Origin of the sequence: Roseiconus nitratireducens (genome assembly GCF_008629675.1) — a bacterium.
GTDB lineage: Bacteria > Planctomycetota > Planctomycetia > Pirellulales > Pirellulaceae > Stieleria > Stieleria nitratireducens.
In genome coordinates this window covers 622,600-647,145 of sequence record NZ_VWOX01000003.1, presented here as the reverse complement: position 1 = coordinate 647,145, position 24,546 = coordinate 622,600, and the positions used below count along the sequence as shown (strand labels likewise).

Genomic DNA, 24,546 nt, shown 5'->3' with positions numbered 1-24,546 from the left:
CACAGAGATATTCGAAAAGGATCGACGGACTAGCCATTCCATGAAATTAGCAAAATTCGTAGACGCTTCCGACAAGGTTCGGATCGGCTTGGTCAATCAGACCGAAATTATCCCTCTGGTGCTTGGCAACGGCTTGGAAACGTTGGCCGATTTGATCGCCGCGGAGGATCCGGCCGCCGCCGCCGGTTCGTTGTCCACCGACGCGCCCATCGCTTTGGACGATTCGGTTCGCTGGTTGCCGCCGATCGATCAGCAGGAGGTCTGGGCGGCGGGGGTGACCTACAAACGCAGCCAAACCGCTCGAATGGAGGAGTCGGAGGCGGCAGCATCGTGCTACGACCGCGTCTACCAGGCAGCGCGTCCGGAGTTGTTTTTCAAGGCCACACCGCACCGTGTCGCCGGCCACGGACAGCCTTTGCGGATCCGCTCCGATGCCAAATGGAACGTGCCCGAACCCGAGATCACGCTGGTGTTGTGTCCCAAGATGCGAATTGTCGGTCTGACCGTCGGCAACGACATGAGTTCGCGAGACATCGAAGGCGAGAATCCGTTGTACCTGCCGCAGGCCAAGTGTTATGACCAGTGCGCAGGCCTGGGACCTTGGATTGCGCTTTTCGATCCGTTGCCGCCGACGGAATCGCTGGTGGTCGATTTGAAAATCGAACGTGACGGCGACGTGGTCTTCCAACAGGAAACCTGTGGCGACCAGATGGCGCGGTCGTTCACCGACCTTGTCGGCTGGCTCTCTCGGGACAACTCGTTTCCCGCCGGTGCGTTCTTGATGACCGGCACCGGCATCGTGCCCACCAGCGATTTCACCTTGCTGCCCGGCGACACGGTCCACATCTCGATCGAAGGGATCGGCACGTTGAGCAATCCCATCGTCCAGACGTCCGCTTAGCCACCGGGCAATCTCTGACGTCCAGACTGCGTCCGTGCTGCGGATCGCGTCCATTCACGTTCACCGCTTCTCCCCAACTGACCGACTCATACCGATGACTGCAAAAGTATTGATCAACGGCGCATGGCGCTCCTCCGATGCGACCGGCACGTTTCAGGCCACCAATCCGAACACCAACGAAAAGCTGCCCACGGAGTTTCCGATCAGTTCCTGGGCCGATTGCGATGCCGCCCTGGACGCGGCCTTTGCCGCGGCTCGTGAGATGCGCACGCTGCCGGCGGCGGTGATCGCCGAATTCTTGGAAAGCTACGCGGACAAAATCGATGCCGCCAGCGACTCCTTGGTCGAAGCAGCTGCCAGTGAGTCGGGATTGGCAAAGTCACCGCGTCTGGCCGACGTGGAACTGCCGCGAACCAGCAATCAGATTCGGCTGTCGGCGCAATCGTGTCGTCGGGGCGATTGGGCATTGGCGACGATTGATACGGCCGCCGGCATCCGGTCGTGCTATGAACCCCTGGGCCCCGTCTGTGTGTTCGGACCGAACAACTTCCCGTTCGCGTTTGGTTCCGTCTCGGGCGGTGATTTTGCGGCTGCGATCGCCGCCGGCAATCCGGTCATCGGCAAGGCCAACAGCACCGTCCCCGAAACGACGCGGCGATTTGCGCAACTAGCCTTGCAAGCTGCCCAGGAAACGGGGGTCCCCGATGCGATCGTTCAATTGATCTATCGAACCGGACATGCCGATGGCGAACGTCTGGTCTCCGACCCGCGCGTCGGAGCCACCGGCTACACGGGCAGCCGTTCGGCGGGGCTGAAATTGAAGGCCGCCGCGGACGCCGCCGGCAAACCGATCTACTTGGAACTTTCCAGCGTCAACCCGGTGGTGATCTTGCCAGGGGCGCTGAAGAGCCGGGGGGCCGAGATCGTGGACGAATTCATGACCAGCGCTCTCATGGGCACCGGCCAGTTTTGCACCAATCCCGGCGTTGTGATCGCGATCAAAGGGCAAGCGACCGACGACTTCATCAAGGCCGTTCAAGACCGATTCCAGTCCTCCCCGGCGGGAACCTTGTTGTCGCCGGCGGTGGCCAGCAGTTTGAATCAAAGCGTGAAAACCCTGTGTGACTTGGGCGCCGAGCTGTTGGCCGGTGGCGGCGAAGTAGAAGCGGACCGCTGCGCGATGGCCAATACGCTGTTGAAAGCCACCGGCAAACAGTTCATCAGCGATCCGGAAGGATTCCAAACCGAAGCGTTCGGGAATGCCTCGTTGTTGGTCGTTGCCGACGACCTGGCGGAGTTGCGCGAAGTCATCAAAACGTTGGAAGGCAATTTGACCGGCTGCGTTTATTCGGACCCCGGTGGCAGTGACGATGACGCCTACGAACAGGTGGCGTTCGAGCTGATCCCGAAGGTTGGACGTGTGTTGAATGACAAGATGCCAACCGGCGTGGCGGTCAGTGCCGCCATGAACCACGGCGGTCCCTATCCGGCGACGGGCCATCCCGGTTTCACCGCGGTCGGGGTTCCCGCTTGTTTGCTGCGGTTTGGCAAATTGACCAGCTATGACAATGTCCGACCGGCTCGCTTGCCAAAGTTGTTGGCCGACAAGAATCCCACGGGGGAAACGCCTCGCCAGATCGATGGCGCTTGGACGACGGACGACGTGAAGGGCTGAGAGCCTTTCTCTATTCCGTTCCTGTTCGCGGGGGCGTCGCGTTATCCGCGCACTCAGTAACCGATCCCCAGACGCACCATCCAGGTGTCGTCCAGGCTCAGGTTGTCCTGCGGGTTGTAGCGGTAGACGAGTTCTCGGTTGAAGACGTAACCGAGTTCGAAAAAAGCACTTCGCTGCCCCAGCCTCATCCGCGTCGTCGGGCCCCATTCCAAGCCCAGTGCGACGCGAATGTCGTTGATGTCCACTTGGTCGTCTCCGCCACCGTCGCGTTCGATCGTCCAGGAGCCTCCGCCGTAATCGCCGGAGACATACCACCAGATGTCATTGACGCCGATGGTGGAAACAAATCGCGAAAACTTTGGTTGGGGGAAGAACAGGTCCGCCCGGGTCAGCGGGCTCGGTCGCCACAGCAAGCCGCCGGCGGGAAGCAGTTTGGTATCCACACGGTCGTAATAGTAGACGCCCAGTTTCAACGTCGATGCGGGCGTTAGGCGGAAGGTGCCCAGCCCCTTGCCGCGGATCCTCAGGCTGTCGCTGTTGAGCACATCGAACTCTGAGAAGACACCCAGGCTGAGCCCGAGTTCGGCTCCGAAGATCCGGTTGGGGTCCGATTGCCATCCAAAATCCAGGAATGCGCTGTACGCATTGGCGGGCAGGTCGGCGCCGGTGGACGACTGTGGTCCGTCCCATTGATGCAGCGAAAACGATGGTGCGATGAACAGCGGTTGGGTGGACCACAGAAACTGTTGGCACATGAACGCCAACGCAATATCCGTGTCGTTGATCTCCAACGCGTCAGCCGAATCGTCATCATTGATGAAGGTGTGGCGGAATCGCCCTTTTTGTATCAGTCCGTAGGGATCAACCGGCGGAGGAGCGAAGGTGCCCGTCGGTCCAAAAAAACCGCCGGGATACAAAGTCGATGGTGCCGCGCTGGGATAGGGCGACGTCGGAGATCCGTAACCGGCCGGTGCGCCGTAGGTGCTGGGGCTGGAAAAGCCGACCGGCGGCAGCGTTGTCGAGGTCGCGCCCAGGAACGAACCTCCATTGCTAAACAGCGGCGGCGGGGTGGCCGGCGGCGTTGAGAAGCCGCCGGAACTGTACGGTGAAACGCTGGGGGAGGGCGCCAGGAATCCGCCCTGAGGCGCGGGAGTCACGGGACCACTGAATCCGGTCACGGGAGCAGCGCCGTAACCGTACCCGCCATAAACCGTGCCGCCGCCAGCGGACGAGATCGGGGGAACGTAACCGGATGCCGGCGCGGCGGCGTAGGGGTCGAACAGGGATCCGCTTGGAGGTCCCGATACCGATGGTGGCAGCGCGAAGTTGGATCCGCCTGTCGTTGGGGGCATTGCCGGCGGTGTGGCGGGAGAGCCGATCGGTGCTAAGCGGGTTTGCGGGACGTCAAGCGAGCTGCCGGCGGTCTGAGCCAGGGAATGCTGCCCGGGCAGCACCACGCCGCCGACCATGAGCCCGATCATCATCAGACACACCGGACAAGCGAGAGCCTGCATGCGGCAACGCGGACGCGCGCCCCTGGCCGTCACCAGGACTGCGGCGAGCGCGTGAAAGAATCGATGAACGTTCGCGGTATCAGGGATCAAGCGTTTGCCGCCAAGCAAAAAGGCAAAGATGGTCTCTCGTCTTGTTGTGGCAATAACGATCCGTGCGGATCTCGGTCAAGAGCGACCGCGGACGCGGGACGGTCAAACTTGAGTGAAATTGCAAAGAATTCCCAATTTGGGAACTCACACCGGGTTGTGTTCGATCGGCCAAACTCGCCATCTTCGTGGCCGAAACGGGTGCTCGGGCAAACGTCGCTGGTGCTCGAAGATCCGGCCCCGCTCCGCTCAATGCGGTTTCATCCGGCTTGCCGTCGGGAACTCCGCGACGGAAAATGGCCGCCGCCTCGTGATTCCGGTCCGGCAATTGCACCCAGTCCGAATATTCTCAGTCACCCTGCCACCGATTCGCGCGGTTGAAGCAGCCGGCTGGCCCCCCTTCCTCGACCGGATTTCCAGTGAATCCCCCCGATCTGTCTGACCATGGAAGAACTTGATCTCGCCCAAATCGCCCAGTACCTGCACATCACGCCCTCTCAGGTTGAGAAGATGGCGTCGCGTGGGCGGTTGCCAGGTCGCAAAGTTGCCGGGGAATGGCGGTTCAATGAAGCTGAGATTCACCACTGGTTGGAGGAACGGATCGGCGCGTCGGACGATAGTGCCGAGCTGGCTCGCGTCCAGAAGGTGGTCGATCGGGTCACCGGACCGACGCAGGATCGGGCGCTGCACGAGTTGTGCACGGTCGACACCATCGAGGTTCCGCTTCGCGCACGCACTCGTGGGTCGGTGATTCGCGCAATGAGCGAGATCGTCGCCCGTTCGGGTCTGCTGTGGGACGCCGGGGCGATGGCCGAGGCGGTGAGTAGTCGTGAGCAGATGCACCCGACGGCGCTCGATTGCGGCGTCGCCTTGATGCACCCGCGCCGCCCACAGACATCGATTCTGGCCGACACGGTGGTCGGATTGGCGGTCAGCCCGGCCCCCATCCCGTTTTCCGATGCAGGTCACATGACCGATGTTTTTTTTCTGATCTGCTCTTACGACGATTCAGCTCACCTCCGTACTCTGGCCCACATCAGCCGATTGATCGCGATCGATTCGTTCCTGACCGACTTGCGCGAGTGCAAAACGGCCAAGGAAGCTTGGAACTGTCTCCATGATGCCGACGTTCTGCTGACCGCGTGATTTGTTTCTCAGGTGGATGAGTCCATCCGTCAATCCTGCGGAACCGATTGCGCGGATGCGATCCCACACCGATGTACCGATGTCCTCCGGGCCGGATGTCAGCGACGCTTTTGGCGGCGGCGTCGAGGCCCGATTGCCAAGGATGGAGCAGGCGACATGAACCGAATCATGCCTCCCGTGAAACCTCGCGCCGGGTCCGATCGATCCAACACGCCCGGTGGGTTGGGGACGTTGCTTTGGATCGGGCCTCGAAAAGGGAATCGTTTTCGGCCGGCCTACGACTTCTGTGATTCGCACGCAGCGCAGCTCGCCTACCGAACCGATTTGGATGCCGCCGCCCGACGCCCCGCTGCCGGCGTCAATTCGATCGTGCTGTGCCTGGAACACGATTCAGCGCGACTCCGGCGCCCCTTCACACAACTCCGGCACAAATACCCACGCGCCGAAACGGCGTTGCTGATGGGTCCGCTGTGTGCCGGCCAACGTCCGCATCCCAGCGAAGTGTTGGGCACGCCCGGCATCTACTGGCATGAATGGGAAACGTTTTTGCCGAGTCTGCTGGTGCGTTGCGGATTGATCCCTCGAATGCGACGCGCCGCCCGCGGCGTGTTGATTGTCGCGTCAAGGCGCGCTAACGCTTCGGCTCTGTTGGCGATCGCGGGTAGTGGTACCGTTCCCGCGATGTCCTGCCGCCCGGAGCAGATTCGAACCGTTCGCAACGTGCAGCAGGTCTGGTGGGATGATTCAGCGACCAGCCGAGGTGGCTGGGAGGATCGCTTGCGCGGAAGCGGGCACGGCGACGCGGAGCATGTCTGGATCGTCGGCGGCGTGACGCCGGAGCAACGGGCACAGGCACTGAACGCGGGTGTGCACCAGGTGATCGCGAAGCCGGGGGACTTTTCCCCGCTGCTGGGACGACTGCGAAGTCTGGCATTGGAACAGCGGCAATCCGCCGCTTAGCTGCGGTGCAGCGAACGGCGTGTCGCGACGCTCGGTTCAGATGACCATTCCTGATCCGGGCAGCGTCGGCACGTCCGACGTGCTGATCGACGGCATCGCAACCGGCGCCAGGGGAACGGTGGGTTGGCCGTTGACCGGTGCGGGACGATCAGGATGTCGACGTGGACGATGGCTGGACCGAATCTCAAGGATCTCTTCAAGGTGTTCCAGGAACAGATCGATCAACGCGGGGTCCCAGATTGTTCCGGCGCCCTCCTGCATGATCTGTAGGCAGCGCGTCACGGACATGCCGCTGCGATACGGGCGGTCGCTGGTCATCGCGTCGAAGGCGTCGCACACGGCCAGAATCCGACCATCGATCGGGATGTTCTCTCCGGCCAACTTGTCGGGATAGCCGCGGCCGTCCCAATGTTCGTGGTGGTACAGGACGCCGGGTAGGACGTGTTGCAACGCATCGAGTTCATGCAGGATTCGCCATCCATAATCGGTATGCGTTTCGATGATGGCGCGTTCCTGGTCGTTTAGCTTGGTCGGCTTTCGCAACACGACATCGGGAATCGCGATTTTGCCGACATCGTGCAGCAGGCCGGTTAAGTACAACCGCTCACATTCGGAGCTGGTGAATCCGAGGTGGGATGCGAGCAGGCGCGCGAAACACGCGACACGTTCGCTGTGGCCACAGGTATACGGATCGCGGGCTTCGATCGCGTTGACCAAGGCTCGGATGACATCCGTGAACAGTTCTTCCTTCTGCCGCAACAAACGACTGGTTTGCAGATGGGACGCAAGTTGATTGGCTGCCGTTTCCATCAACGAAGCGTGCATCGTCGTGAATCCTGGCTGACCCCAGGGATCGTCGCCGAGATCCTCTTTGATTCGGTTGCAGGCCAGGATGTAGCCGTGAACGCGGCCTTCACTTGAGCAGGGTACGAGAACCAATTCATTCAACCCTTCCCGCCCACAAGGTTGATCCCCGAAGCAGTCATTTCGCACCACGGGTACGGACTGGGCTTCGTGGGTGTAACGGTCGACCAGCTGTCGTACCGACGTGTCGCTGATGACCGCCGGTCCGGTCCATAGCGGTTGCATCAGGTTTCCGGAGCGTTCATCGCGCAACAGGATGGCGATGGAGACGGCACCCACGCCCGCCGCCAACGGCAGCAAGGATTCCAGCACAAAGTCTTGCGTGTCCTCGGCGTTCTGCGGCAATTCCAGGTTGGATGAGAGCGCCCGGATCAATGCAAGTTCTTCGAAATCCTGCATGACCTGGACGGTCAGGGATTCCACCTCGCGTAGCAGCCCACGGCCTTCCTGTCGCGACGCTTCCAGATCCAGGATGGATTGAGCGTGCCGTGCTACCCGGTTGGCCTGTTCGAGTGGCGCACACCAAACGGCGACCATTCCGGAGGGCAGGCGGGTTGCTTGGCGCACCAAATCATCACCGGTGGAGGACGCTTCGGTATGGACTTGATCCGGATCGACCAACGCAAGTTGGACCAGCGCATCGTCGGACCCACTTGCCCCCGCGAACTGCGTGACGGGGTAGCCGATACCTTGGGCCAACAGGTCCGCAACGGGATCGCGCGGTGGATTCACGTGAAGCGACTCGGGCGTCGAGGCGTTTGTGTCCGGTTGTGGTTTCGATGGAAAAGGACGCTCGGTCAACGGGGACGCCCCCGCAAGTGATGCAGCGACCGCGATGACGAACGTCGCTGGAGTGCCGGCACGCGATTTCGGTCGTGCATCCCGCCGCGCTGGTTCGACTCTCCGATCGATTGACCGGACAGAAGCGGTGCGAACTCGGCGGGGTGACAGAGGCTCGGTTGCACAGCAGGCATCGGCCAGGTTTCCTTGGCGGGCACGAAGGACAATCGATTCGCAACGGACGTCAGGGACGGCGCGAAGGGGCACGTCGGACGCCCGCCAAGGGGCGGGCGGCAGCAAACGTTGCAAGGTCTTGCTGAGAAAACCTAGGTTGCGGCCCTTCGCCGGAGAACGCTTTGACGTCGTCGATTGATCCGGGAGCCGACAAGCGTGACGAGTGTGCCGGTCGTACCGGTACGAAGCTCCGCACGGGGAAACCCGGTCCCCTTACTCCTGCCGGGATCGGACGGATCAGGATGCGGGTTGTTCGGGTTTCTCCGAAGACACCGTCGAAGCGCGCGGCAGGATATCCTTCGTCGGACGCTCCATCCGGCCAGGATCCGCCTCGGCATCCGGGTCATCGCTGGGATTGGGGACGGGAACCAGGATCAGGCGGACCGGGGTTTCGCGCGGCGGGATCTGATCCTCCATCGGGGCAAACCGAAGCAAGTCCGCATCGGCACTGCTGGAGATCGCCACGTCCAACATGGCGCTGGAAAAATTGGAAACGCAGATCATGTCGCCCGAGTCCGCACGGTAGTACTCCCGGTGATCCTCGGGGTCTTCCCAGAATCCGCTGCCGGCAAACACCCATTGAGCCTCCATCGCTTTTTCACGCTCGACGTCCTGAATCCACTGCCGGGCGTCGACGCATTGAAATTCTCCCTGGTCGTCGTACCAACCAACCCAGACGCGAATCACCTGGCCGGTGGGCGGTGAATACTCTGGGCGAAAGCGGACGGGTGTCCCGGGCGTTGCGCCGATGGCCAACAAAGCCGCGTGCACCTCACGCGAGCGAGCGAGTGCCGCAACAATCGATTCATGCTCCTTGGTACCCACCGGACAGGCGAACATTTCGATCGGCCCCCGTCGCAGGGTGACGTAGCCGTCCACGTAGACGCGTTTCTGTTTCGCGTCGATCCACAGCCGACCGGATGGCGTCAGCGACTTGGCTCCCGGCGGAGCTTCAAAGGCGCGGCGGGCCAGGTCTTCGGGCAACTCCGGTTCCGGTTCCGCGTCCGGTTCACCGGCGGAAGCGATTTCGGAGTCGCCCGCTGCGGCGGAATCTTGCATCGGCAGCGGCTTGGACCCAGGCGTCTGGTCACCGGTGTCGTCAGAAGCGGCGTTGTCTGCCGGAGGGACGTTGCCGGCGGTTGAATCGCCCGGTGACGGTTGCGGTTTCTCCGTCGGCTCGTTTTGCCTGGTTTCATCGCTGCCCTCGGATGCGGTCGCGGACGGTGCCGCGGCCGTTGCTTGTGTCGAATCGGGCGACGTTTCCTCGGGCGAATCGCCAGCCGTCTTGTCCGCCGCGGCGGGTTCGGCAACCGACGATGCGGTTTGATCGGTTTGGGACCGGTTGCAGCCAGTCGATCCCAGCAGCCAAAAGCTCAGCGAAAACAGCAAGACGAGACGAGTGAGTGACATGATCACGGGAGAGGTGGGGGCTGGTGGAATGCGTTGGCGTGGGTGCACACGAGGACCAGTGCGAGTAAGTTAAGCGTCTCCTCCAGGCCAGATTCTGCCGGCCCGCCGGGTTGTGCTCGCACGAACCGGTTTCGAACCCTCTGTTGTATCGCTTTCCTGAACCCTTTTCCTATGCCCCGCCACAGCCGACCCTCAAAAAAAACGCGTTCCCCGGACCGGAAATCAAAGGGTGGGAAGCGTCGGAGCAAAGGAAAACGAACCGATCGGCGGGGGGCAAAACCCACTCAGCCGCCGGCGGAATTGACGGAATCGTCTTTGACGACGGCTCAGTGGACGACACTTCGCAGCCAGATTCTTGCCGACCAGGCCGCCCATTCGCCGGGCCACGAAAGCGGCCGCCGGAAGCGTTCCGGGAGCGAGTACTTGTGGGGGCTGGCCAGCGCGACCGGCACACCGCTGGAGGAGGACCAGGTCCTGCTGGCGAAGCTTGCTTCCGGTGCCAAACTTTCCCCGAAGGAGCGGCGACGATTCGATGTCCCCCGGGCCCTGCAGCGTTTTCAAGAGTCTCTCTCAGGAACATTGGACGACGTCGGTGTCGCGACCGCGGCAGTGACGTGGGCGGCGGCCATGCCGGCATTGCTGAATCACCTGGACGAACATCCCTGGTGGGACCTGCTGGGGGCGTTGCAGGAATTGCGAGATCGACTGCGCGACGGACAGGTTGCGGACCCGATGGTCTTGGTGGGGGTCGCGGAGCTGGGGCTGACCCTGTCGCAGCGGCTAACGGCACTCCCGTCCTGTCGGGGACTGCACGACGACAGCATCCGCAGACTGCGTTCCTGGTGCGAACAGACCGAAGCAGCGGTTGCGATCGGCTTGCAACAACTTTCCAGCATCCGGCTGGTGCTGGCTTCCCTGCTCCGTTGCCGTGAGATGCTTCGCGGCGGTCAAACACCTGGAAAGAAAAAGACGAAGCGGGGCAAGTCGGGGCGCGGAAGCGACGCGGTCTGGACGGCTGCCCACGAGGCTGCGGTCACCGAGTGGACTACTTGGACCATTGCCTTGATGCGACGCGATGGCGCGATGGCGTTCAGCCCACTTTCCCATGACGACTTGCGTGATGACTTGGGTAAACACGGTTTGCTCGCGCTGGCGGCCGCGGCAGACGAAGAAACGCTTCGCCCCGCATTGGATGCGGCCCTGGGCCGCAGTCGGACGAAGAGGCGCCTGGCGTGGCAAGTCCACCTTCCCGAATCGATGTTGCATGATGAAGATTCGGGCGTGGTTTGCATGCTTCCCGAATGGGATGTGCGACGCGGGCGAACGGTCATCCGCTACGCCGGTGATGAAACGGAGTTGGAGGTAACGACGGGCAAAGCGGTATTGATGCAAGGTGCCATCGAGACCGAATTGAGAGTCAACGGCAACCAGATCCGTTCAGCCGGCGACTGGACCGCCACGTGCGAATACACCGATGACGACGTCCACTACGTCGAATTGGAGCAACCGTGGCAGGCCGGGTACGTGGTGCAGCGGCAATTCATGCTGCTGCGCGAGGATCGTTGCGGAATGATCGCCGATGCGGTCACCTGGCGGTCGTCAACAAACGACAGTGGACCAACCGATCTGTCAATCGAACATCGTTTGCGACTTCCCCTGGGCGATGGAATGACCTGCCGAGCCGAGGAGCAGACGACGGAATGTTTCCTGTGCGATGATCGGCCGCGGGCGATGGTCATTCCGTTGTCTTCGAACGAATGGCGCGGAGCCAACAGCACGACGACGTTGTCTGGCACGGCTGACAACCACTTGCTGGTGGCCAGCCGCGGCGCCGGGCGATTGTATGTTCCGCTCTGGATCGATTTGTCTCGCAAGCGGTTTGGCAAAAAGCGGACCTGGCGGCAATTGACGGTCGGGGAGCAATTGCGGTTGGTGCCACCCCGGGTCGCAGCGGCCTTTCGATTCCAGGCGGGATCGGAGCAGTGGCTGCTGTATCGATCCATGGTCGGCCGGTTGCCACGCACGTTCTTCGGCAAACATCTGATCGCCGACTTCTATGCGGCGCGATTCGATGTCCAGGAAGAAACGTACGAAGATCTGATCACCGTTGAAGACAGCGACGACACCGACTCCTCACCGCAGGGCAGCGATGTCAACGTCGAATCCTGAGTCCGACAATCTCGCCTTCGAACGAATCCGTTCCAATTGGCAGCATGTCGTTCGGGAAGTGACCGACGCGGCAAGGCAATCTGGCAGGGATCCCGGATCGGTGCGCATCATCGGGGTTTCGAAGTACGTCGGTGTCGAACAAACCGCCATGCTGGTGCAAGCCGGTTGTCACGACCTGGCGGAAAGTCGGCCGCAGGCGTTGTGGCAGAAAGCCGACGCATTGCCGCAGAAACCACCGATCGCGTGGCACATGATCGGACACGTGCAGACCAACAAGCTCCGTCGGCTGCTGCGTTATCGGCCGTTGATCCATTCCGTTGACAGTGAGCGATTGCTCCGCGCGATCGATCGGGAATCAAAACGCGAGGACCGAGTCTCGGAGGTCCTGATGGAAGTCAACATCAGCGAGGATCCAAACAAGACCGGGTTGTCGATCACCGAGACGCGAAGTTTGTTGGAGTTGGATGACCTGGCATCCGTCCGCATCGTCGGCTTGATGGCCATGGCCGGCTGGGGAACCGATGCCGAGCAGGCGGCCGATCAATTCCGTGCGGTTGCGGCGCTCCGCGATCAAATCCAAGCCGAATCTGGTCGGCAACTGCCGGAGCTGTCGATGGGGATGAGCGGTGACTTTCGCGAAGCCATTGCGGCGGGTGCCACGATGGTGCGAATCGGATCGGCGCTGTTCGAGGGCGTCCGTTGAAGGTCACGGCTTCCGCCGGCTGGCAATCTTCGCACCGGTGCGCTTTTGCGAAGCAGAGCTCAATCGGGTTCCGGACGCGGTTTCAACTGAGGATGGGATCGACGACCCGGCCGTAGACGTCGGTCAGCCGAAAATCGCGACCGGCATGACGGAACGTCAGTTGCTTGTGATCCAGGCCCAATTGGTGCAGCAAAGTGGCGTGCAAATCGTGCATGTGGACCTTGCCCTGGACCGCCGAGAATCCGAACTCGTCGGTGGCCCCATAGGCGGTGCCCGGCCGAAAGCCACCGCCGGCCAGCCAAACGGTGAATCCACCCGGATTGTGGTCTCGGCCGGTGCCATTGCTTTGCGAATACGGCGTGCGGCCGAACTCTCCGCCCCACCACACAATGGTGTCGTCCAGCAAGCCACGCCGCTTCAAGTCGGCCAGCAGTGCCGCGATCGGTTGATCCACCGCTCGCGCGTGCGTCGCATGTTTGGGCAAATTGGAGTGCTGGTCCCAGGCCGGGTTGGCTGAGTTGTCACCATAATTGACTTGGACGAAACGCACGCCGGATTCACAGAGACGCCTGGCCAGCAAACACTTTTTGCCAAACTCTCGAGTGGAGGGCTGGTCGATCCCGTACTCCGACAGCGTATGGGCCGACTCGCTGGAGAGGTCCAAGACGTCGGGGGCAACCTGCTGCATCCGCCACGCGAGTTCGTAGGATTCCAGCACCGCGTCGAACTCACCGTTGCTGAATCCTCGACGCTGGATCTGACGGCGGTTGAGTTGCTCGATCAGTTCCATTTGCGATCGCTGGGAAGCGTCCGTGATTCCGGGCCGGTTCAAATGGTCGATGGCCAAGGATTCTTCCCCGGCGGTGCCGATCGCCGTCCCTTGATAGCGAGCCGGCAGGAATGCGGCGCCGTAATTGCGCGGTCCGCCGTTGCCGATCGACGGTGAGATGGAAACAAATCCGGGAAGATCGTTGTTCTCGGTTCCCAGCCCGTAATAGACCCAAGAGCCGAGGGAGGGACGCACAAAATTCGTCGAACCACAGTGTAGAAACAGCGTTGCCGGTCCGTGAGCCACACCGTCGGTATGCATCCCGTGTAGAAAACACAGGTCATCCACGTGCTTGGCCGTGTGCGGGAACAGTTCCGAAACGTGCCGGCCCGATTCTCCGTAAGGTTTGAATTGCCAGGGCGAATTCATCAATCGTTGTTCGACCGCGCGACGCCCCGTCTTGGCAAGCGTGCGCGCGTCGTCAAAGGGCATCGTCTTGCCGTCGTATTGCTGCAATTGAGGCTTGTAGTCGAATGAATCGACCTGGCTGACTCCGCCCTGCATGAACAAGAAAATGATTCGCTTGGCCCGGGGCGTTCTGGTGGGGCCCTGTTTGCGGGAGGGGCCGCCGGCTGGAGGACCGGCGGAGGTTCGTTCGGTGACCAGCTCTTGAGCGGCCAAAGCACTGGCAGCCAACGATCCAAATCCGCAGGCCGTTTGCTGTAGCATCGTGCGTCGGGCGAGCCGGGCGATGGCGGTTTGAGGGGTGTTGTCTGAATCCATTGGGTTTAGTCCAGGTAGCGAAAATCGACCGAGGCGAACAACGATTGCACCAGCAAGGCCCAGCGATCCGTTGAGATTTCGGCGGGATCGCCAATGGATCCTTGGGGACCATCTAGCCGCAAGAACTGGAGACACAACTGCAGTTCGGAGTCATCGGGCGGCCGCGCGAAACATTGCTGATACAATTGCCGGATCAGCAACGTTGGGTCCTCCGTGCCGGAGGATCTTCCCAGGCGTTCGGCCGTTGCTCGGGATCGAGCAATGACCCAGGGGTGATTCATCATGGCCAGTGACTGTGGCGCCACCGTGCTGCGAGGCCGTTGGCCGACGGACACGCTGGCGTCGGCAAAGTCAAAAACGCGAAACAAGGGCGGCAGTGAGTTGCGGAAAACCGGAGCGTAAAGACTGCGACGGCGGGAGCTGTGACGGTAGCCGTAGTCCGATTTGGTTCCGGGCTGAATCATCGATCCGCCGAAGCTGCGATCCAGTTCACCACTGATCTGCAGCATCGCATCCCGGATGGCTTCCGCCGGAAGCCGCTTGAGTGGTCCGGAGGCGAACAAGCGGTTGTCAGGATCGACGGCCATGCGATCGGGATCATCGGTCAGCGCTCTTCGGTAGGCCCGACTGGTCACGATGACTTTCACCAAGTGTTTGGTGGACCAGTCATGACGGATCAATTCGCCAGAGAGCCAGTCCAACAACGCCGGGTGAGATGGAGGGCGGCCGGTTGTGCCGAAGTTGTTTTCGGTTGTCACGATCCCGTCGCCCATCAGCCACGACCAAACGCGGTTGGCGTAAACGCGTGCCGTCAGCGGGTTCCTGGGATCTGCGATCCAATTGGCCATGGCAACGCGGCCGCTGGAGTGCGGGTCGATTTTGGCAGCGTAGTGCTCCGCCGGTGCGATCGCCGACAGAAAGCCTCGCGGAACCCTTTCTCCGCTTTGATGAACGTTGCCGCGAATTCGAATGGCGATCTCCCGCTGGGGCTCACTCTCCAGAATCGTCAGGTATTGTGGGCGGGCGTCCAATTGGGCACGCAGTTGCCGCAGCTTTCGGGTCAGTTTTTCACGGCGATCGGCCACGGCAGTTGGTTCCTTTTCCGCCCTCTGATCACCTTCCGGCGATGCCTCCGCCGGATCGAATGCTTCGCCGACCGGAAGAAACTGGATTGCGTCGACCACCACGTAGCCGTCCGCGTCTTCGTTGGAAACCATCACGAAAGCTTGCCCGGTTTCCTCGAACGGAAACACGCCCAACGACACCCAAACGGAGTCTTCCGAAGGACGTTGGCGTTGATTGACGACGACTGTGGTCGATTCATTCGCGCTGAAAACCTGGACACGCACCTTGGAGGACCGATTCGCGTTGGGGGTGTACGCCATTCGAACGCGATACCGCCCAGTGGGGATCCGATCTGGTTCAAACGTCGCCGTTTTCGTCCCGGCGCCTTCCTGCTGGTCGTGGTGGTACCCATTGCCGACATATCCCGACACGCTTTGGGAGGATTTCCAGTCGCCCACAAATCTTGCGTCATCGTCGTCGACAACGATTCCCGCCAGGGATGCCACTTTGATGCGTTTGGCTTTCGAGCCCGATCCGGAGGGGTTCGCTTCCATTGCTTTCAGTTCGGATTGGACTCGGTCGAATTGGCTTTGCAACTCGCGATAGGCACGTTCGTCTTCCGCGTTCAATGGCACAGGGCGTTCGATCCATTTGGAGACGTTCGCGTGCGTCATTGCCGTTGTCGAACGCAGGATACCGGCCAACGCGTAATAGTCCTTCGTGGGTATCGGGTCGAACTTGTGGTCATGGCATCGGGCACAGCCGATCGTCTGTGCCAAGAAGGCTCGGCCCAACGTTTCCAACTGTTCATCCACATGATCGAAGTCCAGATTGGTCTTGTCCTGGTCTTCCAGATTCGAATTCCCGAAGGCCCAGAAACCGGTCGCGATCGCGCGTTGCTGTCGCTCGTGAAGGTCATCGACCGGCATCAGGTCGCCGGCAATCTGATCTCGAATCATTTGATCGAAAGGCCGATCGGACGCGAACGCCTGGACCAGGTAGTCGCGATATCGCCATGCCTGGGGCAGCACGAATCCCCGAAGCGTGATCGATTCGGCATAGCGCACGACGTCCATCCAATGGCGAGCAAAGTGTTCGCCAAAGCTGGGTGACGCCAGCAATCGATCGACCAGTCGCTCGTAGGCGTCCGGCGATTGGTCCTGCAAGAACGATTCCACCTGCTGCGGCGTCGGTGGCAACCCATGCAGATCGAACGTTAGCCGGCGAATGAGGGCGCGGCGATCCGCCGGCGGTGCTGCGTTCAGCCTTTCCGCCTGCAAACGCGATTCGATCAACTGGTCAATGACCGATGCCGGCCGCGGAGGCGAATCCGCATCTTTTGGTCCGGAGGCCTCCTTGATACCAGATGCGAACGCCGTTTCATTTCGATCAAGCGGACGATAGGCCCAGTGGTCCTGCGCCTTCGCGACGGGCAAGCCCGCCGGATGTCGATCCGCCTTCGGATTCGGAGAAACTTGCCGCGGATCCACCGCACCCTGACGGATCCAACGCCGGAAGGCCGCAAGGGTGCCTTCGTCAAGCTTGCCCTCCGGGGGCATCTGCAAGTCCGGGTCCCCGTATTCGATCGCTCGGATCAGCAGACTCTCGTCGGGGTTGCCTGGCACAATCGCTGGTCCCAGGTCACCACCGGTTTCCCAACCGGCGCGGGTGTCCAACACCAAGCCGCCGCTCGCTTCGCTCTGTTCCGAATGACAGTCCAAGCAATGTTCGATCAACGCTGGACGAATTCGCGTTTCGAAGAACGCTACCAAGGGTTGTTCGTCCGCACCGCTGGCCGTTGCCGACGTTTCCTCTGCGGCGGCAAGGCTGCAACCGATCCACAAGATCGTGACAACGAGCGACACGCGAGAAGGCACCAACCGCATCGGGGCAACGCGGTGACGGGCTGCACGACACGAGAAGGCACGGAGAGGTGCTGCAATTGATTTAGGTGCAGAGTCCAACATGCCCGGCGGTGGGAAAACAGCTGAAGGGGCGAGATCGGTGGGGCGGAGAGGCGACATTTGATAACGCCTCTCCTGATCCCCAGTCTAGCTCGACGTCGCTGTGCCGGGCAAATCCGAGTCGCCCTTCTCCCAGGTTGCAGCGATTTCCCGCCGGAACGGGAAAAAACGCCAGCGCGGATCGGGAGAATGTATCAGCTCACGCGTGAATCGATGCGGGGACGACGACGACGTCCCAAGCCGCCGACGCCAACCAATGCCAGAGCTGCGAAAGTGCCCATCGAAGTCGGCTCCGGAACGGCGTTGACCTGAATCTCGGTCTGGATCTGGGTCTGATTTTGGACGTCGAAAGCGGTCAGCCGAATCGTGTACTGACCGTTTTGGTTGGCGTTGAAGGGAAACGCCGCACTGTCAAAGAACTCCATGTTCCAGGAGTTCTGCGCAACGTTGTTGTTGGCGATCAGGCTCGCGTAATTGATCGGATTGCTCTCGCCGCCACCGTTCGCCGTCGAGTTGTTGCCGATGGCGTGGTCCTGGTCGGGCTGGTTGATCGGGTCAAACTTCAGGAAGTCGGTTCCCGAAGTGGGGTCGAAGTCGATCGCCAACTCATAGATCAAGTCGTCCAGATTCACCCCGCTGGTCCCCGCGACGTCCGAATTGATGGACCATTCAAAGTTCCAGACCGCCGTGCTGGGCGAACCGGAGGCAAATCCGAATCCGCCACCGGTCGGTTGGCCACTGAGGAAGGTGTAGGTTCCGGCGCCGTTACTGTTAAAGATGTTTTGAGGTTGGTTGGTCGCGTCGAATCGAAGCTTGGCGCGAAGACCCAACTCAACGCCTCCCATCTGATTGATTGTCCAAGCTCCGTTGGCGTTGCCGGCTCCGAAGATGACATCGGGTGTCACATCGGCGTCGTAGACGATATTCCCTGCGTTGGCCGGCAGGCCCACACAGGCAGCGAAGGCAAATAAGTGAAGCACACGCATCAAACTCATGGTGATCCTCAAGCGACAGTACTCTAAAATGGAACAGTGTACGGACGCTAACTAATCAGTGGGGGCGCCGCAAACCTTACCCCCCGTGTTTGTTTTCTGCCGTCGCAGATTTGCACAAAAAAAGCCAGCCGTCATGAGTGACGACTGGCTTCGCATGAAAGTTCTGCAAGAACTTGCCGATCGGGACATTGCCTGAGTTCTCAGACCCGCCCTAATCGGTCAGGCCCTGGGTTTCCTTGCAGGCCCGGGTTCCCAATGCACCCCACAAGCCATAGGGGCTTTTCGCTCCCGGAGGTGTGGTGCTACTGCCAACCGGCCAGTTCGGCGAATTGGCGGTATTGTCGCCCGCTTCGATGGACTCCGTGATGAACCGGACGGCACCATCGCCCATCAGCACGTGTGCTCCACCGGGGTGCCGACTGCCGACAGTGAACATCCCATCGGAACCGTCGCCGGACCAGGCACAACTGACGCCGTTGGGCGGCATGATGGTCGTGATGCTGCTCAGCATCGGTCGACCGTCACACCATCGCATCCCTTTCCCTTGCGACACGCTGTAGTTATTGGTGTTGGTGCCGGGAAGGTGGAACTGGGGGCGTTCCGGGTCGATCGTGTCTTTGCAGTCCACCGGGGTGATGAAGAAAGACGCATCGCTACCGCGGTTGACCACGGTGGCTTTGACTTCTTTGAAGTTGTTGTCGACGCAGATTTCGCCACAGGCGATGGTGTTGCTCAATCCGTCCAGGATGTCGCGGAACTTGGTGGTCACCCGCGTCTGAAAGAAACCGCGGTTGAACGAGCCCTTACGCGGCGTGCACCAGCCCATTTCGGTGCCATCCTGGTTCACGCAGGAGTGGTTGTTGCTGGCGATGCCGTCACCAATGCAGGCAGCGTAGTTGGTGAACGCTTCGTAATTGGCGGGCGGCGTTTCCGGATCGCTGGGACAGCGATAGGTGCCCAGCTGGGTCAACCAAGGCGTGTAGTTGCGATCCCACGGTACCGGTCCCATGGAAGGGAACGGCGGGGTACGCGGCGTGCCGTTGTGGTTGACCGCGCGGGGATTGCTGATCTGCTCCCACAGGCCCTGTTGTTCAACGAACGGGGTCAGACCAACCATGTAGCTGAGCAGGTGGCGGTTGCCCACGTTTTCATACGTGCCACCACTTTGCATCGGCATCTGTTTGTACGTCGAGTGGTAATTGTGAATCGCCAACCCGATCTGTTTGAAATTGTTGCTGCAACTCATGCGGCGAGCCGCCTCGCGAGCCGCCTGGACGGCCGGAAGCAACAAACCGACCAGAATGCCGATGATGGCAATCACGACCAGAAGTTCGACGAGCGTGAAGCCGTCGCGTCTGGTCCGTCGCTTGGAAATCATGACGAATGTGCTCCGAAAAAGAGAAGAAGAAAGGGTTCTTTGCACGGCTTATCGGCTTTGCATGTCCGCAGCGTTTTGTGCTTCCAACTCCTTCATCTCTTCCTCCGTGTGAACAACACTGTCGTCCACCGGAGAAACCGTCACGTCGTCGCTAGGCCCACAACCGACGATGGCTGCGAAACAAACAATCAATGAGAACGAAAGCAGCAAATTGCGCATCAGACAACTCCGGGGTCAATACAAAGAACAACTTAAGAAAGAACGAGGCGCGACTCAGGAACTCGGGCAGAACACCGCCCAAGCCTCCGATGCGGCTGTGCCAAAAAAAGGCAAAGCAAGCAGCCGACAGCTGGAAAAGAAAAGTAAATGAATGCGCCACAGCGACGGCTGGCTGTCGAAACCGATCGCTAACTAGAAATTATGACGCGCCTAATATTCGTTCAACCGCCGAAAACGAAAGAAAGTGAAAAAACGGTGAAAATTAGCGTTACCGCCGCAACACCCACCGGTGCGGTTCTGATTCCCCCTGAATCACCAGGTAGTCGCCACCGGCCTTCACGCCTGCCAACCGCTCGCGGCTGCCGTCAGGCCAAGTCACCGTCACCGATGCAGGCCCATCGGTCGCCAACAGGTCGAAGATCAATCGACGCTGTTGAGAACATTGGTACCCGTCTCCCGCGGTCAGTTGGCGGGTAACCGTCTGGCCGCCGCGGGTCAGTTCGACGGTGGTGCCGATCGCATCGCGATGTGAGCGCGTTCCCACCACTTGGAAAGTGGTTCGAACGTGATCCGGTGCCGGAGGTGTTTGGTTGATCAGCAGCGACACGGGATCAAACAAATGCGTGACCAGGGCATCGGTCCGACCGTCGCAATCCGCATCCACCGTCACCAGCGCCCGGCCGAGCCGTTGGGAAACAAAGTAGTCCCCCAGGCCGTCCGCTTTCAATGGGACGAATCGTCCGTCGCCGCGACGTGCAAACATTTGCATCGGCATCCGGTAGGCGTGACCGTTGTGAGAAAAGTCATCGACGTTTCCGTTGGCCACCAACAACTCCAGATTTCCGTCGCCGTCGGCATCCAGCCACTGGGTCCCGTAGGCCAGCATCGGTTCGGTGGGGCGAGCCAATGCGAACCCCGTGGTCCGGTCGGCCCACAGTCCCGGAGCGATTTGAACGTACAGCGTGTTGTACTCGTCGGTGAAATGCGTGACCAGAAAATCCAGGTCGCCATCGCCGTCGGCGTCGTTGGCGGCGATTCCCATCGAGGCCTGGGCGAGCGACCGTTCATTGAATGCCAGACCCCGGGCGGCACCCTGTTCGACCAGCTGAAAGTCTCGCCCTTCCGATGCCGAGCGCCGCTCCGCCGTCGGTGCCCAAAAGTGATTGGCTGACATGTCATTGGCCACGTAGACTTCCATGCCCGGTTGGGGTGCCAGGTCGCCAACCACCAATCCCAGTCCACGTCCCGCGGAACTGCCGTCGGCGCCCAACCAGCGATCCGTTCGATCGACAAACCCGCCATCGGGTTGTCCCTGATGGACTTGATCTGGTTCCGCGGGGAATACCAGCGGTCCGCAAGATCGGTGGACGTCGAGTTCGTCGCCGAAGCATTGACGCGTCAACACGTCGTCGCCACCGACATAGTTGGCGTCGAACAGGTCCGCCAGGGCGTCACCGTCGATGTCCGCGATGGCCACCGACGTGGTCCAGCGGCCCGCGTCTGGGTCCTGGGGATTGGTGACGTCGGTGAAGGTTCCGTCGCCGTTGTTTTGCAGCAGCTGGTTGCGTCCGAAGTTCGCCACGTACAAATCCGGAAACCCGTCACTGTTGATGTCGCCGACGGCGATCCCCTGCGTGAATCCGAGGTCGCTGGTCCCCGAATCGTCGGTGCAATCCCGGAATCGGCCGTCAAGGTTGCGGAACAGTCGGTTGGTGGAAGAGTTCGTCTGTTGGGGAGTGCCGTCGCATGCGGAGAGATAGAAGTCCGGCCAACCATCCAGGTCCATGTCAATCACGCCGGCACCACCCGCACCGGATTGATATATCCACAGCCCCGCTTCGCCGTCGGCCGGCGGCGCGATCGCGCACACGTGACGCAGGCCGCGTTCGGCTGCCTGGTCCATGAATCGAATCTGCGACTCTTGTCCCACAGCTTCCGACGTGGCTGCTTCACCATCCGTGTTCCACACCAGGTCGGGCAAGTCGCTCAACGGGACTTTGTCGCTGACCAGTTCGGCGGGTTCCTGCCAGGGCGTGCGACCGTCCATCCGTGACCGAATCTGGTCGAACACGTCTCGTGCCGACAGGTCGGGATCCTCGGGCATCGCGACGGCCAACCGCGCCCAGGAAGCGGCTTCCCACGGCCGTCCCAGCGCGCTCATCGCCTTGGCGACTTCGACGGCGGCCCGCTGTGACCGGTTGCGCCAGAAGAAAAAGGAGTCCACGGCGGCTCGCAACTGGGCCACCAGGGCGGCCCGCTTGGCGACCGACTGCGAGGCTTCTCCGAAGCCGATCTGCGCCAGATTGATGGCCAGGTGATTGAGGGCTTCCCCGTCGTTTTCATCCAATGCCACGGCTCGGGCGAAGGCGCTGGCGGCCATGGACGGCTGCGTCTGTTTTTCCGCCCACAGTCCGGCCGCGACCCAGTACTGCGGATGTTGTTCGATCGTGGGCGGCAGTGATTGCAACCACGTTTGCAATGCTTCGTCGTGCTCTTGGTTCGGGCCGTGCAATTGAACCAAGGCACGGCCATAGAACGCGGACGCTTCCACGAACTTCGGATCGAACTCCCACACCTTTCGCAAGCCGTCCAGGGCGTCCGTCCACTTGTCTTCGTACGCCGCTTTGCGGGCCAGAGAGTACAACGGCCGGGGATCCTGCGGCGCATGTTTGAGGGCGTAATTGCAGATCTCCGGATCCGTTTGGGGCCGCGACAGATCGGTCAAGACCACCAGTTCATCAACGCCGGCCTGGCCATGTTGGACCAGGTAGCGAAGCTGCTCGGCGGCCCGCCGCTGGAGTGCCAGAGCGGAAAGCAAACCGGCCAGGTCGCGCCGCGTGGCCAAGTCATCCGGATAGGTTGTGACGATCCGTTCCAGCAGCCGGACCGATTCGAACGGACGGCCCGCATTCATCCACTGGCGGCCGAGCTTGTCCAGTAGTTTCAGCGCCGGTGACCGCGATTGATCCGCCGCCGTCTGGTAGCGGTCGATGGCGGCGTTGGTGTCCTGCTTGGCCACCGCGATGTCACCGGCCAATTCCCACACGGCCGGGTCATCCGGTTGTCGGATCATCAGCGACCGGACCGCCTGGTCGGCTTGAACGAAATTGCCCGATCGAGCCAAGGCCTCGACCGTTGTCAGGTCCACCGGCGCCACTTCGTCGGGAGACCGATTGTCGGGCAACGCTTGAGGACTCGCGTTCGGTGCGGCGGCGGGATCGTCGTTTGAATCTCCGCAGCCGCTCAGGCAGAGGAGCCCGAGAACGGACGCCAACAGAAAGCGTCGCCAATCCTGGTCCGCGGATCGCTCGGGTGATCGGTAGGCAGTTGATGGAATCACGCTCATTGAACCCTGACCGGATCGGACCTCGAGCCACCGGCCGCGGAAGCACCTGGCGGATGGCCGGGATGCCGTTAGCGTTGACGCCGGTTCAGCGTTGTGGCTGGGGTTGACGTTTCGCGAAGGCCCGTTTGAGTTCATCCAGGCTGGTCAGCCCGCGCGCGACCGTCAACACGGCTTCCGTCTGAACGCTGTGGAAGCCTTCGGACTTGGCAATCGCCTGCAGCTTGCCCAGGTCTTGCGTCTTGGTCAGCGCGTCACGCAACTTGTCGCCCGGGGTAAGCAGTTCGAAGATGGCGATGCGACCCAGGTAGCCGCGGCCCTGGCAGCTGTGGCAGGGCGTGATCGGAGCCGGCCGTCCGTTCTCATCCACCTGTTGCTCGGGCGGCGGGGGAATGAACGGCTGATACAACATCGGCACGCGACCCGCGGGGATCCCCAGTTGTTTGAGCAGTTGGGGCGGCGGCTCGAATCCGATTTTGCAGTTGTCACACAGCCGACGGACCAGCCGTTGGCCGATGACACAGGAAACTTTTTCGGCAATCGAGCTCCGCAGATCGGGATACTTGGCGATCAGTCGCGCGATGCCTTCGACGGCGCCCCCGGCAACCAGTCGCGTGATCACTTTTTTGTCCAGCTTGTCGACCTGGTCCAGCGTCATCTTGAACGGCTCGGGCTCGGGCAGTTCGGGGAACAGGAACACATCGGGTTCGCGAAGGATCGATTTGCGGACCGCTTCGGATTGAGTCAACCCAGTGCTGCCGCCGAAAAAGTTTGGATTGATGTTGATGATTTCCGGTTCCGGCTGGGCCTCGTTCTCAAACGATTGAAAGTCCTTTACCAATCGGTCGGCCGCATTGATGGAGATGTTCCAGGTGGTTGTCAGCCCTTCGCCCTTGGGTGCGGTCAGCAACACCAAATCGCCTTCGTTGTTCAGGTGGTGCTTGTACGTTTGCACCATCTTGTCGCGCATGCCCAGGTCGCCGAGGGTGTCGAACGGGATCTTCTCCGATTCCAATCGCAGCAGCACCCGCTCACCGGTCGGGACGCCTTGCGACTGCAGGTGAACCTCGACCTTCTCTTTGCCCTGCTTGATCATCACCGAGCCGGCTTGCGAACTCCGGCGGTCGGCGGGATTCAGCAGGCACAGTTGTTTCAGCGCCACCAACATCGCGTCGCCCGTTTCGCGGTCCAGCGGCGGGAGCTGTTCCCACTGGCCGTCGACCTGATAACGCATCGCGCAGCCGGACGCGGTGAAATCCATCAGCACGTGGGTGGCTCGCGATTGCAGGGCGTGAGCCAATTGGCCACCGGCCACTTCGTACCCGGCTCCTTGCCGGGTGCTGATCAACAACGCCTGAGCTTGCGTTCGGTCGGCAACCTTGGGGGCGAAATCAACCGGGGTGGCGGTTTGCCAGAGCTGAGGAGGAGTTTGTTCGGCCATTGCGTGGGGCGAAAGCGGTGAGGTGGACTGGTGGATGAATCGGAGAAATCGAAGCGTGGTGCAAATCCGGGCGTTCTGTCAATCCTGGTGGCAATCCTGCTGGCAATCCGATCGGGGCCGAGCGGCAGGCAGGGCACGCCGGGCGG

Annotated in this window: 16 protein-coding genes; 6 read left to right on the top strand and 10 right to left on the bottom strand. The window is 61.2% G+C overall.

What is annotated here, in order from left to right; all coding sequences use genetic code 11:
• Nucleotides 1-40 precede the first annotated feature (40 nt).
• Nucleotides 41-901: a fumarylacetoacetate hydrolase family protein gene (locus FYK55_RS07735; RefSeq protein ID WP_150075790.1), complete on the top strand. Its 861-nt coding sequence runs from the start codon at nt 41-43 to the stop codon at nt 899-901.
• A gap of 94 nt (nt 902-995) precedes the next feature.
• Nucleotides 996-2,576: an aldehyde dehydrogenase (NADP(+)) gene (locus FYK55_RS07730; protein WP_150075789.1), complete on the top strand. Its 1,581-nt coding sequence runs from the start codon at nt 996-998 to the stop codon at nt 2,574-2,576.
• Between the two features lie 53 nt (nt 2,577-2,629).
• On the opposite strand, the gene FYK55_RS07725 is transcribed toward FYK55_RS07730, so the two are convergent.
• Nucleotides 2,630-4,060 carry a hypothetical protein gene (locus tag FYK55_RS07725; RefSeq protein WP_235908499.1) on the bottom strand — a complete coding sequence of 477 codons (1,431 nt, stop codon included), beginning with the start codon at nt 4,058-4,060 and terminating at the stop codon, nt 2,630-2,632.
• Nucleotides 4,061-4,621: 561 nt separating this feature from the next.
• Here FYK55_RS07725 and FYK55_RS07720 point away from each other — a divergent pair.
• Together FYK55_RS07720 and FYK55_RS07715 are read left to right on the top strand one after the other, a co-directional pair.
• Nucleotides 4,622-5,323: a PTS sugar transporter subunit IIA gene (locus FYK55_RS07720; protein WP_150075788.1), complete on the top strand. Its 702-nt coding sequence runs from the start codon at nt 4,622-4,624 to the stop codon at nt 5,321-5,323.
• Between the two features lie 156 nt (nt 5,324-5,479).
• Complete coding sequence (locus tag FYK55_RS07715; protein ID WP_150075787.1) at nt 5,480-6,283, top strand: hypothetical protein; 804 nt, start codon at nt 5,480-5,482, stop codon at nt 6,281-6,283.
• A 36-nt stretch (nt 6,284-6,319) separates the two neighbouring features.
• On the opposite strand, the gene FYK55_RS07710 is transcribed toward FYK55_RS07715, so the two are convergent.
• Both FYK55_RS07710 and FYK55_RS07705 read right to left on the bottom strand, forming a co-directional pair.
• Complete coding sequence (locus FYK55_RS07710) at nt 6,320-7,879, bottom strand: HD-GYP domain-containing protein (RefSeq protein WP_150075786.1); 1,560 nt, start codon at nt 7,877-7,879, stop codon at nt 6,320-6,322.
• A 519-nt stretch (nt 7,880-8,398) separates the two neighbouring features.
• Complete coding sequence (locus FYK55_RS07705; protein ID WP_150075785.1) at nt 8,399-9,571, bottom strand: YdjY domain-containing protein; 1,173 nt, start codon at nt 9,569-9,571, stop codon at nt 8,399-8,401.
• 315 nt (nt 9,572-9,886) lie between these two features.
• Between FYK55_RS07705 and FYK55_RS07700 the strand changes: the two genes are divergently transcribed.
• Together FYK55_RS07700 and FYK55_RS07695 are read left to right on the top strand one after the other, a co-directional pair.
• Complete coding sequence (locus FYK55_RS07700) at nt 9,887-11,740, top strand: hypothetical protein (protein ID WP_150075784.1); 1,854 nt, start codon at nt 9,887-9,889, stop codon at nt 11,738-11,740.
• Complete coding sequence (locus tag FYK55_RS07695) at nt 11,721-12,443, top strand: YggS family pyridoxal phosphate-dependent enzyme (protein ID WP_150075783.1); 723 nt, start codon at nt 11,721-11,723, stop codon at nt 12,441-12,443. The genes FYK55_RS07700 and FYK55_RS07695 overlap by 20 nt, the downstream gene beginning before the upstream one ends.
• Nucleotides 12,444-12,525: 82 nt before the next feature.
• Here the strand turns inward: FYK55_RS07695 and FYK55_RS07690 are convergent, their stop codons facing one another.
• The 7 genes from FYK55_RS07690 to FYK55_RS07665 form a co-directional block, all read right to left on the bottom strand.
• Entirely contained in the window at nt 12,526-13,995 is a 1,470-nt protein-coding gene (locus FYK55_RS07690) for a DUF1501 domain-containing protein (protein ID WP_150075782.1), read from the bottom strand.
• 5 nt (nt 13,996-14,000) lie between these two features.
• A complete protein-coding gene (locus FYK55_RS07685) occupies nt 14,001-16,937 on the bottom strand; it encodes a DUF1553 domain-containing protein (RefSeq protein ID WP_161604368.1) in 2,937 nt (978 codons plus the stop codon).
• 281 nt (nt 16,938-17,218) lie between these two features.
• A complete protein-coding gene (locus FYK55_RS07680) occupies nt 17,219-18,019 on the bottom strand; it encodes an MYXO-CTERM sorting domain-containing protein (RefSeq protein WP_150075780.1) in 801 nt (266 codons plus the stop codon).
• A 211-nt stretch (nt 18,020-18,230) separates the two neighbouring features.
• Entirely contained in the window at nt 18,231-19,397 is a 1,167-nt protein-coding gene (locus tag FYK55_RS07675; RefSeq protein ID WP_150075779.1) for a DUF1559 domain-containing protein, read from the bottom strand.
• A 48-nt stretch (nt 19,398-19,445) separates the two neighbouring features.
• Complete coding sequence (locus tag FYK55_RS29435) at nt 19,446-19,616, bottom strand: hypothetical protein (protein WP_201743649.1); 171 nt, start codon at nt 19,614-19,616, stop codon at nt 19,446-19,448.
• Between the two features lie 268 nt (nt 19,617-19,884).
• Nucleotides 19,885-22,956 (bottom strand): CRTAC1 family protein, encoded by a 3,072-nt coding sequence (locus FYK55_RS07670; protein ID WP_161604367.1) that lies wholly within the window; start codon nt 22,954-22,956, stop codon nt 19,885-19,887.
• A gap of 91 nt (nt 22,957-23,047) precedes the next feature.
• Nucleotides 23,048-24,400, bottom strand: a complete 1,353-nt coding sequence (locus FYK55_RS07665; protein ID WP_150075777.1) for an ATPase, T2SS/T4P/T4SS family — start codon at nt 24,398-24,400, stop codon at nt 23,048-23,050.
• Between the last annotated feature and the right edge of the window lie 146 nt (nt 24,401-24,546).

Bases quoted from the DNA above. Each gene is read 5' to 3' on its own strand.
- FYK55_RS07735 (WP_150075790.1), top strand. From the start codon at position 41: ATGAAATTAGCAAAATTCGTAGACGCTTCCGACAAGGTTCGGATCGGC.
- FYK55_RS07730 (WP_150075789.1), top strand. From the start codon at position 996: ATGACTGCAAAAGTATTGATCAACGGCGCATGGCGCTCCTCCGATGCG.
- FYK55_RS07725 (WP_235908499.1), bottom strand. From the start codon at position 4,060: ATGATGATCGGGCTCATGGTCGGCGGCGTGGTGCTGCCCGGGCAGCAT.
- FYK55_RS07720 (WP_150075788.1), top strand. From the start codon at position 4,622: ATGGAAGAACTTGATCTCGCCCAAATCGCCCAGTACCTGCACATCACG.
- FYK55_RS07715 (WP_150075787.1), top strand. From the start codon at position 5,480: ATGAACCGAATCATGCCTCCCGTGAAACCTCGCGCCGGGTCCGATCGA.
- FYK55_RS07705 (WP_150075785.1), bottom strand. From the start codon at position 9,571: ATGTCACTCACTCGTCTCGTCTTGCTGTTTTCGCTGAGCTTTTGGCTG.
- FYK55_RS07695 (WP_150075783.1), top strand. From the start codon at position 11,721: ATGTCAACGTCGAATCCTGAGTCCGACAATCTCGCCTTCGAACGAATC.
- FYK55_RS07690 (WP_150075782.1), bottom strand. From the start codon at position 13,995: ATGGATTCAGACAACACCCCTCAAACCGCCATCGCCCGGCTCGCCCGA.
- FYK55_RS07680 (WP_150075780.1), bottom strand. From the start codon at position 18,019: ATGAGTTTGATGCGTGTGCTTCACTTATTTGCCTTCGCTGCCTGTGTG.
- FYK55_RS07675 (WP_150075779.1), bottom strand. From the start codon at position 19,397: ATGATTTCCAAGCGACGGACCAGACGCGACGGCTTCACGCTCGTCGAA.
- FYK55_RS29435 (WP_201743649.1), bottom strand. From the start codon at position 19,616: ATGCGCAATTTGCTGCTTTCGTTCTCATTGATTGTTTGTTTCGCAGCC.
- FYK55_RS07665 (WP_150075777.1), bottom strand. From the start codon at position 24,400: ATGGCCGAACAAACTCCTCCTCAGCTCTGGCAAACCGCCACCCCGGTT.